The sequence below is a fragment of the Eubacterium maltosivorans genome (genome assembly GCF_002441855.2).
Classification (GTDB): Bacteria; Bacillota; Clostridia; order Eubacteriales; family Eubacteriaceae; genus Eubacterium; species Eubacterium maltosivorans.
This window is the reverse complement of sequence record NZ_CP029487.1, coordinates 3219331-3236126: the sequence shown is the minus strand read 5'-3', so window position 1 is coordinate 3236126 and position 16796 is coordinate 3219331. Positions and strand designations below refer to the sequence as shown.

Sequence of the window (16796 nt, the reverse complement as noted above, 5' to 3'; positions counted from 1 at the left end):
GTCTCCTTTCTGTTCGCTACTCAATACTCTTGAGCGACTCAACCATATCCACTCTTTTGATCACCGGCGCCATGAAGAGATTGACAATCAGCGTAAAGGCCATGGTGAATATGCAGGCAAAGACATAGCTGCTGGGGTCGATTCCCCGGCCGAACATGACGATGTCTGTCTCGACAGTGGTGATGATAAAGTTGTTCAGGATAACCCCCAGTCCCAAACCGATGAGCATCCCGATAAAGGAGAGGATAATGTTTTCCCTGAAAATATAGTTGTTTGTCTCCCGGTCATAGAAGCCCAGAACGCGGATCGTGGCGATCTCACGCACCCGTTCCGACACATTGATGTTGGTCAGGTTATAAAGCACCACAAAGGCCAGAGCCCCGGCGGCTGCCAGCATGACCAGCACCACCATGTTCAGGCTGCTCAGGCTGTCTGTGGAGGATTTGACAATGCTGCCTGTAAAGCTCACAGACACCACGTCGCTGTTATCCAGCCATTTTTCCCCAAAGGCGTTTTCGGCGTCTGTGCCGGTGTCCTTCAGGTTAAAATAGGCAATATTATATTTGACCGCCTCGCCCGAAGCTGCTTCATAGGCCTTTGGCGATACGTACACATAGTTCTCAATATAATTTTCTGTAATATCCGCGACCTTAATCTTAAATTCCTTATCGTCTGAATACAGGCGGATGGTGTCGCCCACCTTAATGCCGAGATCGTTCGCGAGCTTTTCGGTGATGATGGCGCCGCTGTCGTCCAGAGTCAGTTTTTGATCCGGCGCTTTCCGGTGGCGCAGATCAATGAAACGGTTCATGTCACCGGGTGTTTCAGGCACATAGAGGTAAGCGTCTTTGGAATGGCCGCCAGTGTCCAGCGCGACGCTCATTTTCAGCTGTTTGGCCAGCATGGCATCCTCAACCTGAGGATCTGCCCTTAGTTCGGATTCCAGAGGTGCCTTTGCCTCCAGGGTATCCTCATTTTTAAAAGCCATCATACCATCGTAAACCGATATCTCCTCAAATTGCTTCGGAATGATAGAGAAGATAGAGTCCTGCAGGCCGAAGCCCGCCAGAATCAGGGCTGTGCAGCCGGATATACCGATAACGGTCATGAAGAAGCGGGCCTTGTAGCGCAGAATATTCCGCGCGGTCACCTTGGAGATAAAGCCCATGCGCTTCCAGATAAACGGGATTTTTTCCAGAAAGATACGTTTGCCGATTTTCGGCGCCTTTGGACGCATCAGCTCGGAAGGCTCCTCCCTCAGCTCCACAGAACAGATGAGGACCGCTGCCCCCACAGTACACAAAAGCGTGACGATACAGCTGATGATGATGGCGCCCCAGGGCACTGAAAGCGACAGCTCTGGCACCTGGTACAGCAGGCTGTAAGCGCCCACGATCAGCCTGGGGAGGGTATTGATACCACTGACCACGCCGATGACGCAGCCAACCAGCGCTGCCAGTACCGCATAGATCACAAACTTGGACGCGATACTGGCTGGGCTGTAGCCCAGCGCCTTCAGTGTGCCAATTTCCATACGCTGTTCCTCAACCATACGCGTCATGGTGGTAAAGGCAACCAGAGCGGCCACCAGCAGAAAGAATACCGGAAAAATGCCAGCCACATTGTCGATACGGTTGGCGTCCTCGCCATAGCCGCTGTAGCCTGGGTTATCGTCACGGTTAAACACATACCATTTTCCGAAATCCACTTCCTTCAGTTCTTTTTCGCTGTCCGCGATTTTCTGCCGGGCGTCGTCCAGCTTCTGCTGCCCCTCGGCGCGCTGGGCCTCCAGCTCAGCTTGTCCCTCAGCCAGCTGTTTTCTGGCGTCGTCCAGCTTTTGCTGCCCTTCTGCCAGCTGCTGCTCTGCCTGGGCTTTTCCCTGCTCAAGCTGCTGCCAGCCCTGGGCAATGGCGGTCTTTCCCTGATCAATCTGAGCCGACGCGCTGTCCAGTGTAACCTTTGACTGATCCAACTGGTTTTTTGCCGCTGCCAGCTGGCTCTCAGCGTCCTTTAGCTGCTGTATCGCCGCGTTCAGGGTCTTTGTCCCCTGGTCATAAACGGGCTGAAGGTTTTGCAGCTGGGCCTTCAGCTGAATAAGCGCCTGTTTCTGCTCCTCTGTCCGTTTTTCTTCCGGAATGGCTTCGATGACGGCGATCTGGCTCTTGAGACCGTCAATCACACCGCCAAGTTTTTCCAGCTCAGCCTTTTTTTCTGCAATCTGGTTTTCGGCGTCGGGCTTTCCGGCGTCAAAAGCTGCCTTATTCTGCTCATACTGGCTCAGTCCATCCGCATACTGCTGCTGCCCGGCGTTCCACTGGTCCTCGGCATTTTGCAGCTCAGCCTGCTTATCATTCAGGGTCTTTGTGGTGGCGCTCACCATTGCATCATAGCTTCTCCGGCCCTCGGCCAGCTCGGCCTCGCCATCCGCGATCTGCTGTTCGGCCTCCCGCAGCTGCTGCTCGGCCTTTGTGATCTCGTCGTCGAAGGTTGTCTGGGCATCCAGAAGCTCCCGCCTGGCCTTGTCGAGCTCCTGGGTGCCAGTGGTCATGATATCGTCATAGTTGACCTGAAGGCGTTCGTGTCCCACACTCTCCAGACGTTTTTCCAAATCTGAGACTGCGTCCTTGTACTCAGTGCTGTAGGCTGAGACCCCGTCCGCGCTGGCAGTCGAATAAACATAGGCGTCGGTGTAGCGCTCTGACTTAAAAACCCCGGGCTTCACCATCATATAAAAGGAAATGTCGCCGCTGCCCACAGAGGTGGCGCCGCGTTCAATGGAGATATACTGAGGTGAGCGGATATAGCCCACAACGGTGTACGCATTCTGGGACAGGGTGTCCTCCAGCTTTTTATCACCTGACTCAGACGATACCTTGATGGTGCTGCCGATGCTGTAGGCGTTCCGACCCGTGTGAGGACCAGTGGTGTCCGGCATCTCGATCACACATTCGTTATCCTTTTCCGGCATGCGGCCCTCCAGCAGCAGCGGCTGGTTCAGGCCATCTTCGGCCGGTACAGCCAGCACCTTGAAGACCGGGCGCTTTTCGCCGTTTTCCACAATCACATCCGTTGAGTAGGTCGGCATGACCTCTGCCACGCCCTCCACTTTTTTCAGGGCCGCCACATCATCGTCGGTAAAGCCATAGGTCGATACCAAATGGATATCTGCCAGCTTCTGCTCCTCAAAATACTGGTTGGCCGTATATTTCATGCTGGGGCTGGTGCTCTTAACGCCCCCAAAAAAACAGATTCCCAGAGCAATGATTGCCACGATGGACAAAAAGCGGCTCAGGGACTTCCGTATTTCCCGCGCGGTATCTTTTCTTAATGCTTTCATACTTCCCTCATTTTCTCATACTGGTTTTATTCTAACACATTAATCTGAAATGTTTAACCATAATTTAAGCGATTAACTTGACGCGTCCGCTATTTCGGGATATAATCGAATTAAACATATTTACTTACTATGAATTGGAGGTATCGCAATGCGTATATCCGCAAAGGGACGCTATGGCCTTGCTGCCATGATCGCCATTGCTCAGGGAGATTTTGAGGGGGACTATGTTCCGGTCATCGTGATTGCGGAAAAGCTGGGGCTCTCTAAGATATATCTTGAACAGGTTTTTTCTCTGTTAAAGCGCGCCGGGCTGGTCAACTCCGTCAAGGGCGCCCAGGGCGGCTACCGGCTGACAAGGGAGCCGGACCAGATCAACGCCTACGAAATTCTGACCGCGCTGGAGCAGATTCTTTTCGAAAGCACTGAAACCAGTGTAGAGGAGGCTTCACCTGCCATTGAGCACGCCATGCAAAAATGTGTGTTTAACCCGCTGGACCGGGCAGTGCAGGAGCATCTTGAAAAGATAACATTGGATGAGCTGGTTGCCGAAGCCGGCCGGTACAAGGGAAACAATCACTTTATGTTTTTTATCTGAAACGGACAAAAGCTGCCGTCCATGGCCATTATCCCATGGACGGCAGCTTTTGCTTTGTAAAAATAAGGAAAAGAAATGAAAAAGTATATGTTAACCCACCACAATGCGGCAGGGGATTGTCCGCTGTATCTTTAACTTTACAGTGATTATAATACCCCATTGTGATGGTTTTATGAACATCTCGTGTGAATTCGCTGAATTTAAGCGGCTCTTAAGCGTTGGAAAAGCAAATATGCGGCGCCTGGCAGGCGCCGCATAGCCATTTTAACCGTATTCTCAGCCTCTCCTTACTATATTACAGGAATCAGATATCCCTTGCCAAAAGCCCCGTACAGCTTGGTTTTATGAGGTATTTTGGTCTAAAGCTTTCTAATCTCTACAACTTGTTGTTTTCTTCATAATATTTTTTAAGCATTTTGAAACAGCTGATGATAATAATGGCATACACCAGACAGGTTGGCAGCGCCATGATAATCGACAGGGTCTGCAGCTCTGCCAGCGATCCGCCGAATACCATCAGCACCATTGGAATCGCGGCCATGCAGAAAGCCCAGAAAATGGTCAGCCGTTTACTCGGGCGTTCACCAAGCTGGATCTTTTTAGAGGAAACCATGGCCAGCGTATAAGCGGCCGAGTCAAAATTGGTGGCCATCGAAATAATGGAGGTGATTAAAATCGCGACGACAAACACTGTACCGATGGGGAGCTTGCTGTAAACATCAACCACGGTGGCCGGACCGCCCATTTCCGTCACGCCCTTAACCACATCGTAGGCGCCGCTGAGCTGCTGGTCCATAAAATAATTGCCAAAAATGGAAAAGAATACAAAGGAACCCAGGAAGCCATAGCCAAGACCCCCGAAGATTACCTGCTTGATGGTTCTCCCCTTTGAAATTTTAGCGATGAACAGGCCCATAAAGATGGAATAGGACATCCACCAGGCCCAGTAGAAAACAATCCAGGTCTCAGGATGACCGCTGTTGTTCACCGGGTCCATATAGGTGCTCATATGAATAAATTCCTGAAGCATGATGCCCAGGGACGTGGTCTGCATTTTGATAATAAAGGTCGTGTTCCCTAAAACAAAGAGAATGACCACAGCCGCCAGCATGAGAAAAATATTGATGTCACTGAGGATTTTAATCCCGCGCTTAATGCCCTTGTAAGCACTGATGGTAAAAATGCAGGTAACCAGAACCATAACCCCAAACCGCAGAACCGGGGTGTCCTCAATGCCAAAAAGCTTGTTGAGGCAGGCAGAAACCAGAGGCGAGCCAATGCCGAGCGCAGTGCCGACACCGCCCAAAAGGCCAAAGATAAAGAAAATATTGATGACCTTCCCCAGCGGCCCGTCAACCCGGTCCCCCAGAATTTCGCGGCACACGTTGGCCACATCAAACTTTTCCTGTTTCAGGTTAAAATGCACAAACGCAAAGGCTACGGCCGGTATCAAATAGACACTCCAGGCGGAAATACCCCAGTGGAAAAGCGGCAGCGTCGCAGCGTATTCAGCTGCTTTCACACTCTGCGCGTCCACGCCGTAGGGCGGCGCCATATAATGGAAAACCCATTCGATACTGCCCCAGTAAAGGAAACCAGCCGCCATAGAGGCACAGAACATCATCGATGCCCACGAGAACTCACTGTATTCCTTTTCACCTTCGCCCAGCTTAATATTTTTAAACTTGCTGGTTCCCAGAACAATACACAGAATAATGGATATAAACACAATCCATACATATACAAAGCCAAGATTGGTCGCAATAAAGCTGTTGACACTGTTGATGATCCATTTACTCCAATCCGGACTGATAAACAGGCAGGCGCAAACAATCACGATAAACGCAAGCACAACCCCAATCATTGTTTTATCGATATTTTTTTTACCCTGACCTTCCATAAGCTTCCCCTCTCTTTCATAAGGTGGGGTGCGAAACGCACCCCACCTCCTTTTTTAATGTCATCTTATTATCGATTTATTCTTCTACCGCCGACACATCGTCCTTAGGATATTTTTTCTTCATATAAATCTGAGTGGCGATGCAGCCGCCGATGGCGATCACCGCGCTGACGGTCAGGCAAATGAAAATATAGGTGTAGCCCTGAACCGCGTACTTGTCAATGAAGCTGCCAAACAGCTGATGCATAAAGCTTTCTGGCAGAAAACCGATGACGGACAAAAGCCCGGAGGCCGCGCCAAAGATATGGGCTGGCACATGGGTTTCGGTTAAAACAGAGGAGGCCACGCCGTAAGCGCCGTTGGCCAGGAAGCCCAATACCAGGGTGATGACAATGGCGGCCATCAGGAAGCCTGCCGTCTGCGGCAGTAAAATATAGGCGAAGCAGCAGATTGCGCAGGCGGCCATGACCACCAGAATGGTCTTGGAGGGTGAGTTGACTTTTTTGGCGATCCCGCCCAGCAGCGGCGCGGAGATGATGGCGATCCCATAGTAACGGATCATCCCGATGATGCTGACCAGTGTCAACGGCGCCAGGAACGCGTCGGTGAGATATGGGGTGGTGTAGTTCATGCCCATGTAGACAATCATGACAAAGAACAGGGTGCCGCTGGCCAGCCAGACCCCTGGATGCTTGAGTGCTTCAATAAATTCGTTGATATTAAACTTCTTATCTGGGTCTGGGTTCACTTCACCTTCAAACTTTGGTATCGCGAATAAGGAGATGATCCCAAGCACCAGGATGACACTTGCCAGGAAAATCAGTGAAACGCTGACGCCCACGCGGTAATCGGGCATCGCGTTAAATACGGCCAGGGTAACGGCGTTGATGGCCAGTCCGCCGAGGCCATACAGTGCGTAGCTGACGCCCACAACGGCGGGGTAGTCTTCCTCTGCGGCGGCAAAGCGCAACAGCTTGTAACGGCAGCCCCAGAAAATGAGAATGGTTGTCACTGCCATAACGGCGAAAATCAAGACCAGAACTGGGTAGGAGGGCAGGGACGCGTACCAGTACACCACGGCGGCGGTACTGATAAACCCACCGGCTGCCAGTGTCTTAAGCCGCACCTTGTCTGCCACAATCCCACATGGAATATAGAGAATGGTGGCCATAATGCCGTACATCCCGGATAAAAACCCGAGCTGGGCATTGGTGATATTGAGTCCCATGAGCAGGGGTTCATAAAAAACATTTTTTAAATATACTGGAACATAGATAATACCGCTGCCCGCGCCGGACAGAAAGATGAGCAGCGCGCGCCTGAATTTGGACAGCTGCGTGTAGTTGACCTCTTTCTTATTTGTTTTCATTCTTCTTTGATACGGCTTTCAGGCCGTATCTTCCCCCTTTATATGTAAAAAATCATTTTAAACGGTCTGTCTCTTTTGTCCAGACCGTTTATGGTCAAAGATTAACAATGAAAAATCCTGGTAAGAAATGAATTGGCGGGGCTCCTGCTCCGCCAATTCGGAAAGATACTTTTTATTTGATCTTGAATTTTTCTGGAAGGTGTTCGTTCAGCAGGTCTTTCTGGGCTTTTGTCATATCCGGTAATTCGAAGCTGTCGATTCTTTCTTTGTAGACTTTGTAAGCGCGTTCTTCGATCGGCGGGGTTGCTGCACGGCCTTCTTCGTTGCAGGTGCCGCGGTTGAATACGGGGCTGGTGAGGTAGGTTTCTTCGCGGTAGTCTTTGGGGGTTCTGCCCTTCAGGTATACGCCGCGTGGGCCTACTTTTTTGATCAGCTCGACGTTGGCTTTCTTTTCGGAGATGGCCACGCCGTCGTGGAGCCGTTTCATGTAGCGCAGCATTTCTTCGTCCATCATGAATTTCGGGAAGCTGAGCAGGTTGAAGTTGGACAGGTCGCCGGAGGCATGGGGCAGGATGCAGGCATTGGACAGGGCCACGGCCAGGGCGCCCAGGGTGCTTTCTACGCCGGCCTGGTAGTCGTAGGTGAAGCCGTCGGCCAGGGCGCCGGAGCAGCGGACGGGGATGCGGTAGTAATCGCCCATGGCGATGTGGCCGGACATGATCATCAGGAATTCGGGTGCGCCGGTCATCAGCCGGACTTCACGCATATCGGATACGGATGAGAATGGGCTTAAGATCACCGGTAAGCCGGGTTCGATCAGCTGGATCATCACGGCCACGGCCAGCATGTTGGCAAAGTCGGCGACGATGGAGCCCATCAGTGACGGCGGTGCGGTCATATTGGTCATGGAGCAGGTGGTGATGGTGATCGGCTGTTTTTCTTCGGCAAAGGCGAAGTAGTGTTCCAGCGCGTCGGTCCCGACGGTCAGCGGCGGCAGCACGCACATGCCGGAGTAGCAGACGTAATCGTCGAAGTTATCCATGTATTTCTTGATCAGCTGGACGCATTCCCGCGCGCCTTCTCGGGCGTTGCCGCGTTTGTAGTTGTGCGGGGTGATCCCTAAGATATTGTACATGGGCTTTCTGGAATATTTTGCCATCATGGCCATCTGGGCCAGGGCGGATTCGGTCGGGCAGTTCTCAAAGCCTGGGATATCGGCGGCTACCTGACTGGAGATGCCGTAAACATCGCTGGTATTGATGATTTTGTAGAAGTTTTCCAGATCGTCTGCGTTGGTCTGGCGGTAGTTGCCGTCCCAGTCTTCCAGGTTCGGGCAGCCGTTGGTCGGCGCAACCACTAAGCCTTTGCCGATTCCGATTTCCAGCTTGCTTTCTGGTCCCACGATTTCAAATGATTCCGGGATGGTGCTCAATGCTTTGTTGAGTAATTCCTCTGGAATGAATACCAGGTCTCCCTCAACCCGGGCGCCGTGTTTCTTGAACAGTTCCAGTGCTTCTTCGTATTCAAACTTTACGCCGACTTCGTTGAATACTCTCAGCACGCTCTCGTGTATCAGTTCGATATCTTCCTTTGAATAAAATGTGTCAAATAAGTTTCCTTTTAACATAACCCTTCTCCTCGTTCTTTTATTTTTTCTTAGCTAGCTTATGCCTTTATACTAATGCAAGTCCTGTGCCAACTTTTCGTTTTTCGGAAATCTTATGTTTTTATGGCTTTATCCGGCCGTTTCATTGTATTTTTTACGATTTTTTAGACAAATCCATTTTATCATTTCTGATAATACCAGGATTTTTCTTATCAGATTAGAGAAAACGTTTATTTTTTTGTTTTCATACATCCTTTTTCTTGTTTATTTTTTAAATTAGTATTTAAACTTTTTTCTTTTATCTTTATTTTGATCTTTAATTCATTTAGCTAACGCATCTTTTTATAAAAATATTTTTTCAAAATATTATAGATTTTAAGATTTTTATTCTGTTAAGCGGTTTTCCGCAATCTTAACAAAAAAGTAAGAATTTTGACGAGTCGACAGTAAGATTTTGCTGATACAATAGCTTTAACGAAAACGAAAGGATCCATAAGCAGGATGAAAAAGCAGCACTCACACAACCGCCCGCCCATCACACGCCTGACACCGCCGCCCTCTGCCGGACTGAGCAGTGCTGAGGCCGCTCAGCGGAAAAAAGCCGGCTGGCACAACCAGACAAAGGAACAGCTCTCAAAAACGGAAGGGCAGATCATTTTTGACAACATCTTTACCTTTTTCAATTTTCTGTTCTTTGCGCTGGCGTTCTGTCTTTTTCTGGTCAAAGCCTATACCGATATGTTGTTTATTGGCATTGTTGTAGTCAATGTTCTCATCGGCATTGTCCAGGAACTAAAGGTAAAGCGCACGCTGGATAAAATCACGCTGCTCTCTGAACAGAATACCCGCGTGGTACGGGACGGCAGGGTGCTGTCTCTGCCGCCGTCTGAGCTGGTTTTAGACGATATCGTACACTTTGGACCAGGCAGCTCGATCTGCGCGGACGCCATTTTATGCGAGGGCACAGCAGAGGTCAACGAATCCCTGCTCACCGGCGAGTCGGACATCATCGTCAAGCGTCCCGGCGATACCCTGCTGTCTGGCAGTTTTGTCGTATCAGGCCGCTGCTCAGCGAGACTGGACCGGGTAGGCGATGACGCTTACGCTGCCAGCATCACCCGGGAGGCCAAGCGCCGCAAAAAGCACCGTTCAGAGATGATGCGCGACCTGGACCGCCTGCTGAAATTTATCGGCATTGGCATTATTCCACTCGGGCTCATCATGTTTTTTAAACAGAGCGCGCTCTTAAACACAGGCGTCCCTTATGCAGTCAGCTCCACGGTGGCAGCCATGGTGGGCATGATCCCGGAGGGGCTGTACCTGCTGGTCAACATTGCCCTGGCAGTGAGCGTGATGAACCTGGCCCGCCGCAGAACACTGGTCCACGAGCTGTCCTGCATCGAGAACCTGGCCCGGGTCGACACGCTGTGTCTGGATAAAACCGGCACCCTGACCGAGGGCGTGATGGAGGTGGCCAAAGTCCTTCCGCTGGCAAATTGCTCCAGGGCTGCCTTTGGTCAGGAGCTGGCCGTTTTTCTGAGCGCCAGCACGTCGGAAAACGCTACGGCCACAGCCCTTGCCCGATATTTTGGCCCAGCGGATAAAGCGCCCCCTGTCCGGCGGGAAATCCCCTTTTCCTCTGAACGCAAATGGAACGCGATCGTCTATGAGGATGGCGACGCCTGCTTTCTGGGCGCGCCGGAAAGGCTTCTGGGAGCAGCCGCCCCACGGTTCGACTCTCTGCTGAAGCCTTATCTGACCTCAGGACAGCGGGTGCTGCTGTTTGCCCGCGGAACCGTTTCGGCCGACGATGCGCCGGAGACAGAGACCTTAACGCCTCTGGGATTTATCATTCTCTCGGACAAGCTCCGGAAGGATGTCCACGAGACACTGGCTTACTTTAAGGAGCAGGGTGTTACCATCAAGGTAATCTCCGGCGACAATGCTGAGGCCGTGTCGGAAATTGCCGGGCGGGCTGGGATCAATGGCGCCGGCGCCTACCTGGATGCCAGTGTGCTGCCCGAAGGCACGGACCTCTCGGCTGAAGCCGAAAGCCACAACGTTTTTGGGCGGGTAACGCCTGAGCAGAAACGCCGGCTGATCCGCGGGCTGAAGGCCAACGGCCACACAGTCGCCATGATCGGGGACGGGGTCAACGATGTGCTGGCCCTCAAAGAGGCGGATTGCAGCATCGCCATGGCCGCTGGCAGCGAAGCGGCCCAGCATGCCTCTCAGATGGTACTGCTGGATTCGGATTTTTCCGCGATGCCCCAGATTGTAAAAGAGGGGCGGCGGGTCATCAACAATATTGAACGGTCTGCGGCGCTGTTTCTGGTCAAGAATATTTTTTCCTTTATTCTGTCCGTGGTTCTGCTGTTTGCCGCCATCCCCTATCCCTTCCTGCCCATACACATCACCCTCATCAGCGGACTGATGATTGGCATTCCATCCTTTGCCCTGACCTTTGAGCCTTCCTACAGTCAGGTGCGCGGCCACTTTTTGAAAAATGTGCTGCTGAGCGCGCTGCCCGGCGGTCTGCTGAACGCCTTTAATATTCTGGCGGTCTTGGTTGTCGGGACATCCCTCGGGCTGCCTCTGGAGCAGCTTTCCACCATCTGTACGCTGCTTGCAGGCATTGCCGGGCTTCTGGTGCTGTTTGTGCTCTGTCAGCCTCTGAATCTGCCGCGGGCCGGTCTCATTGCCGCCATGGGCCTTGGATTTTTCGGCGCAGCCTTTCTGTTTGGCCCTCTGTTCCATCTCAGCCCGCTGTCTCTGGAGGGTTTTATTACCCTCGGCGGCTTTACGATCCTCTCGCCGCTGTTGATGGCAGCTCTGGTCGCTTTGTGCCGCCGGTTTCAAAAACGTGTCCGTAAGCTGCCCCTGCCGCTGCCGGAGGCCCGAAAGCTGATTTAACCAGAAGGTGGGGTGCAGAACGCACCCCACCTCCTTTTTTATTTCTTAAGCTTAATGAACGCATTTTCTGTTTTATTTTCCTTAAAGTATGCTACAATAGAATCACTATACGGATAAAGGAGCATACTGTTGTGAAGATAAAGGAGAACCAGTTTCGTTTTATTCCCGCCCTGTTTTTAGTCCTGCTGGTCTCCGGCGGCGCTATCCTGCTTCTTTTATCCTGCCTGCTCCCCAATGGGGATATCTCCTTTGACACCGGAGAGGCTGCGCGGCTCAATGAGGGCTGGACCCTGAACTCGGACGGCGCGCCCCAGAACGCTATCTCCCTTCCCAGCTCTTTCTCGAGCGGTCATATCGCTCTGACGCGCACCCTGCCGGATACGCTTCCTCCAGACTGTGTTCTCAGGGTTTCCACAGCTTTTCAGTCTCTGACCGTATCCGTTGACGGTGAGGTGATCTACGCCTTTCCAAAAGACATATCCTTTGGCAGCCTGGTCCATGTCATTCCACTGCCAGAGACGGCCTCTGGCAAATCGGTCACACTGGAATTTCAGTCGCTGCTCGCTTCGGACGCGGTTTTTGTGGATGGTGTTTCCTACGGCAGCCGCTCCGGCGTTCTTTTTAGTCAGCTTTGGTCGGACGCGGGCAGCCTGGCGGTTTCCTTTATTATCCTGATCATCGGGCTCCTGCTCCTGGCGACCTCCTGGTTTTTTTCGGGCTTTAAAAACGGAGGTTACCGTTTTATCTGTCTGGGGGCCTTTTCGATTTTATCGGCTGTCTGGATTTTAACCGACTGCGGTGTTCTTCAGTTTTTACCGCTCGCGTCGCCTTTCCCGGTGCTTCTGTCCTTTTACAGCTTTACACTGATCGCGGTGCCCATCGTCCAGTTTATGAAGCTGGAGGGAGACACGCGGTACGCCCGCCCCTACGATATCATCACACTGCTCATGCTCGTCAATTTCATCATTAATGTCTGTGCCTCGACGGTCAGCATCCTTCTGCTCCCAAAGCTGCTGCCGCTCACCCATGTACTGCTGCTCAGTGCCATTCTGCTGTTTATATGGACGCTTATCCACCAGTGGGTACACTGCCATACCCGGCGCTTCAGCGCTTTGTCCATCGCCTTTTTCCTGCTGTGTGTCACGGGTATTGTTGATCTTGCGCGCTTTTACAAAAACCCGGTGGGCGCGGATAACAGTCTGTTTTTTAAGCTGGGGCTGGTGGTTTTTATCACAATACTGGGCTTCTCCACCATCCGGGAAAGCCTCGCGCGGTTCCGGGATTCGGTTCACCTGGAGGTCTACAAAAAGCTGGCCTTCACCGATACCATGACCAGCCTGGCCAACCGGGCAGCCTACGAACGGGATCTGGCAGTGCTCAAAGAATCCTTACCCTTAAAGGAATTGACGGTCATCGCCTTTGATCTCAACAATCTGAAGCAGACCAACGACACATTGGGCCACAGCGTGGGGGACAGCCTGATTATCGCCAGCGGCCGCTGTATCCGGGAGAGCTTTTCCGACCTTGGCGACTGCTACCGCATCGGCGGTGACGAATTCTGCATCCTCACCGGGGGGCTGGGACCCCAGGCCCTCGAGCAGTGTCTTAACGACCTGGAGAGCCGTATCAGCCGGTACAACGCTGAAAACAGCCTCAAGCTCGACATTGCCTGGGGCTTCAGCCACGGACCGGTCAACTGTCCTGAGGACCTCGACGCGCTGCTGCGCGAGGCGGATAAAAACATGTACACCTATAAAAAACACTGTCATTTGGAGAACACTTAAAAAGGTGGGGTGCGAAACGCACCCCACCTTTTTATCGCCTTATTCTTTTATAGGTTTTTGGAAAGCGCAGGGCACGCCAGCCAGACACTTACCGCAGACCTCGCTGCCCGTATCCAGTATTTCACCCGCTGCGTCGGCGGCGTAGGAATTGCCAAAATCGCGGTAGACTGCGGCGTTTTCGCTGCAGAGCCCAAAGCATTTCTGACGGTCATAGCCTGCTTTTGTCAGGGCGCCTGAGGGGCAGCGCTTCACACACACGCCGCACTGGCCCCCGCGTTTGTACAGGCAGTTCTCAACCGCCAGAGGCCTGCCCGGCGTCACATCCAGGTTGGTGACCACAGTGCTGATCCGCCCGCAGCAGCCCCTGTCGGTAATGAGCATGTTGTTGAGCCCAAAGCTGCCAAGTCCGGCCAGCCATGCCATATGCCGCTGGGACCACCGGCTTCTGAGCGCTTCACGGTCAAAGGCTGTGGCCTCGGGCGATACCGCTGCACGGTAGCCTCTGGCCTCTAACCGCTCGATGAGGTGGGCGTTCAGCCTGGCGAACAGGGCGTTGGTGTCCTCATAGGCTCTGGCCCACTCCGGTGAGGAAAGACGGCCCTCCCGGTTCGATAAGACCGTCTCCCGGGTAAAGGGAACAAAATAGCAGACCACCACGGTGGCGTCAGGCAGCACCTCCCAGGGCATCACATGGTTTTCATTCGCCACCTTCCGAAGCTCCCCAAGCCGGGGATGGCGGGCGTCGGCAAAGCCCACCAGCGGCGTTCCCCATTTGGTCTCACTGGTTTTCTGGCACGCGGCGATATAATCCTCGATACACGCGGTGACATAAGCTTTCATATAATAAGCACTTCCTTGTCTTTTTTAAAATTTTCATATGGATTAAAAAATACCGGAGCGGGACGCTCCGGTATCGCTGTCTTTAAATTATCTGCCTTCCTTCAGCCGTCTCACCGCTTCCTCAGCGGTTTCCCATTCGTTGTAATACAGGTTTTCGTCCTTCATGGTTTCCTGTTTTTCGTGACCCTTTCCGGCCAGTACAAGCACATCGCCCGCCTTTGGCAGGGTAGCGGCATAGTAGATGGCGTCCCAGCGTCTGAGCACTGTCTCGTAAGCGTCTGTCTTTTCCGCCACCGCCGCGGCCACCGTATCGATGATGGACTGCGGGTCCTCGCTGGCAGGGTTGTCCGAGGTCACGATGATATGGTCGGCAAATTCGCCAGCGATCCGGCCCATGACCGGGCGCTTTTCCTTATCGCGGTCGCCGTTACAGCCAAAGACCAGGTAAATTTTTCCATCGTACATGGTGCGCACGGATTTGAGCAGGCGTTCCAGCGAATCCGGTGAGTGGGCGTAATCGATGATGATGTCAAAATCGGTGTCCAGCTCCAGGCGTTCCATCCGGCCCTCCACGCCGCTCATGGAGGCCAGCGCTTCCTTAATCACCTCGATGGCTATCCCCTCGAGCAGCGCGTTGATAATGGCGGCCATACTGTTGTAAACCATGACCTCACCGGGCATGGAGAGATAAATTTCTTCCTCGCCATCCTTTGTCACCAGCGTATAGCGCGTGCCCTCAATGCTGTATTTCATATCTTTGGCGTAAAAATCGCACTCTGGGCTCAGGCCGTAGGAATAGACGGCAACCCCTTTTTTCTCGGCGCAGCGGCTGTAGAGCTTTTTGCCCCATTCATCGTCACAGTTGATGATATTGGCCTTAGAGGTATAGGTAAACAGCTTTGCCTTGGCCTCAAAATAGTTTTCAAAGGTTTTATGGTAATCCAGGTGGTCCTGGGTCAGGTTGGTGAAAATGCCATAGTCAAAGGCTACGCCGTTGACGCGGTCCAGATCCAGCGCGTGGGAGGAAACCTCCATCACCAGGTTTTCACAGCCGGCTTCCACCATTTCCGAGATGATTTCCTGTACCTCCAGCGAATCGGGTGTGGTACGGCCGGCGTTGTCGATAATTTCATCGCCGATCTGGTTATTGATGGTGCCGATGAGGCCGCATTTGCGTCCGGCCTTCTGAAAAATGTTTTTAAGCATGTAGGTGACGGTTGTCTTGCCGTTTGTGCCGGTAACCCCTGTGATGGAAAGGGATTCGGAGGGATGGCCATAAAAACGGCTGGACATGGTGCCCAGCATGTGGCGGGCGTTTTTTACCTTGACATACATAATACCATCCTGGTATTCATCCAGATCGTGTTCATAAATTACCAGAATGGCGCCCCGCCGGATGGCGTCGCCAATGTATTGATGTCCATCGGTTTTCAAGCCCTTGATGGCCACGAACATGCTGTTCGGGATCACCTTCTGTGAGTTATAGGCAATATGTTCAATATCAATCTCGGGATTGTTGTTCCTTACTTCCACAATCTCCGGGTTTTCTAAAATTCGACTTAGTTTCATGGGTACCTCGATCAATTTGTTCTTATTCGATTAACTTATTAATTATACAGTTCTTCTGTGGAATTGTCCACAAAAAGGCCATTTTGATACAAAAATAATACACTTAAGTTACATTTAAACCGCCCTTTTTTGTCACATATGTTATAATAAACAGTGACAAAATAAGAACGAGGTGAATAAAATTGACAACGCTATACCTGATTCGTCACGGCACTACCGACGCCAACGCCAACGGCATTTTTCAGGGCGTTTTGGATCTCCCCTTAAACGAGCTGGGCCTCAGACAGGCCGAGGCGCTCGGAAAGCGCTTTGAGAACATTGAACTGGACGCGCTGTACTGTACGCCCCTCACACGCACCCGGCAGACCGCCGAAGGGCTGCGCGGCAGCAAGGAGCTTCCGATTCTGGTGGAGCCGGGTATCATCGAGGTGGACGGCGGGCTGATGGAAGCAAAAAAAATCGCGGTGATCGAGGCGGAATTCCCGGGTCTGATGGAGGTCTTTAAGACGGATCTTCCCAACTTTCAGGCGCCCGGGGGCGAGAGCACCCGCGACGTTTACGACCGGGTTACCAGCGCGCTCACGCGCATTGTGGCCGAAAACGCCGGCAAGACCATCGCCTGTATTTCTCACGGTTTTGCCATTCAGACTTTTCTTTGGTACGCGAAGGGCCTGCCCTTCGAGGAAATGCAGCAGGAAATCCTGCGCAACACCGCGGTGTGCAAGTTTGTCTTTGACACAGCGGGTGGTCTCCAGATCGAGTATATTAACGATGACCGCCATCTGAGCGATGATCTGAAATGTGAACAGCCGCCTGAATTTCGGGTAGAAAAACAAAAAGCTGAGGGTAGGGCGTAAAACGCTCCTTACCTTCAGCTTTTTTT

Annotated in this window: 10 protein-coding genes; 4 read left to right on the top strand and 6 right to left on the bottom strand. The window is 52.3% G+C overall.

Annotated elements, in window-relative coordinates; translation table 11 throughout:
* Positions 1 to 16: 16 nt before the first annotated feature.
* Complete coding sequence (locus CPZ25_RS14935) at positions 17 to 3337, bottom strand: ABC transporter permease (RefSeq protein WP_096919145.1); 3321 nt, start codon at positions 3335 to 3337, stop codon at positions 17 to 19.
* A 148-nt stretch (positions 3338 to 3485) separates the two neighbouring features.
* On the opposite strand from CPZ25_RS14935, the gene CPZ25_RS14930 reads away from it, so the two are divergent.
* Positions 3486 to 3932, top strand: a complete 447-nt coding sequence (locus CPZ25_RS14930; RefSeq protein WP_074617370.1) for an RrF2 family transcriptional regulator — start codon at positions 3486 to 3488, stop codon at positions 3930 to 3932.
* 376 nt (positions 3933 to 4308) lie between these two features.
* Here CPZ25_RS14930 and CPZ25_RS14925 read toward each other — a convergent pair whose 3' ends face one another.
* From CPZ25_RS14925 to CPZ25_RS14915, 3 genes are all read right to left on the bottom strand, one after another.
* The gene (locus tag CPZ25_RS14925; protein WP_096919144.1) at positions 4309 to 5832 is read right to left on the bottom strand and encodes a BCCT family transporter; all 1524 of its coding nucleotides are present in this window, start codon (positions 5830 to 5832) and stop codon (positions 4309 to 4311) included.
* A 76-nt stretch (positions 5833 to 5908) separates the two neighbouring features.
* Complete coding sequence (locus CPZ25_RS14920) at positions 5909 to 7201, bottom strand: MFS transporter (RefSeq protein ID WP_243129312.1); 1293 nt, start codon at positions 7199 to 7201, stop codon at positions 5909 to 5911.
* 172 nt (positions 7202 to 7373) lie between these two features.
* On the bottom strand, positions 7374 to 8828 hold the full coding sequence (locus CPZ25_RS14915; RefSeq protein WP_058696153.1) for a trimethylamine methyltransferase family protein: 1455 nt from the start codon (positions 8826 to 8828) through the stop codon (positions 7374 to 7376).
* A gap of 480 nt (positions 8829 to 9308) precedes the next feature.
* Between CPZ25_RS14915 and CPZ25_RS14910 the strand changes: the two genes are divergently transcribed.
* Positions 9309 to 11720 carry an HAD-IC family P-type ATPase gene (locus CPZ25_RS14910; protein ID WP_096919143.1) on the top strand — a complete coding sequence of 804 codons (2412 nt, stop codon included), beginning with the start codon at positions 9309 to 9311 and terminating at the stop codon, positions 11718 to 11720.
* 131 nt (positions 11721 to 11851) lie between these two features.
* Complete coding sequence (locus CPZ25_RS14905) at positions 11852 to 13504, top strand: GGDEF domain-containing protein (RefSeq protein ID WP_096919142.1); 1653 nt, start codon at positions 11852 to 11854, stop codon at positions 13502 to 13504.
* Between the two features lie 39 nt (positions 13505 to 13543).
* Here CPZ25_RS14905 and CPZ25_RS14900 read toward each other — a convergent pair whose 3' ends face one another.
* Positions 13544 to 14344, bottom strand: a complete 801-nt coding sequence (locus CPZ25_RS14900) for an epoxyqueuosine reductase (protein WP_096919141.1) — start codon at positions 14342 to 14344, stop codon at positions 13544 to 13546.
* Positions 14345 to 14431: 87 nt separating this feature from the next.
* Positions 14432 to 15913: a UDP-N-acetylmuramoyl-L-alanyl-D-glutamate--2,6-diaminopimelate ligase gene (locus CPZ25_RS14895; RefSeq protein WP_074618175.1), complete on the bottom strand. Its 1482-nt coding sequence runs from the start codon at positions 15911 to 15913 to the stop codon at positions 14432 to 14434.
* Between the two features lie 182 nt (positions 15914 to 16095).
* Between CPZ25_RS14895 and CPZ25_RS14890 the strand changes: the two genes are divergently transcribed.
* Positions 16096 to 16770 carry a histidine phosphatase family protein gene (locus CPZ25_RS14890; RefSeq protein WP_058695989.1) on the top strand — a complete coding sequence of 225 codons (675 nt, stop codon included), beginning with the start codon at positions 16096 to 16098 and terminating at the stop codon, positions 16768 to 16770.
* Positions 16771 to 16796: the final 26 nt, after the last annotated feature.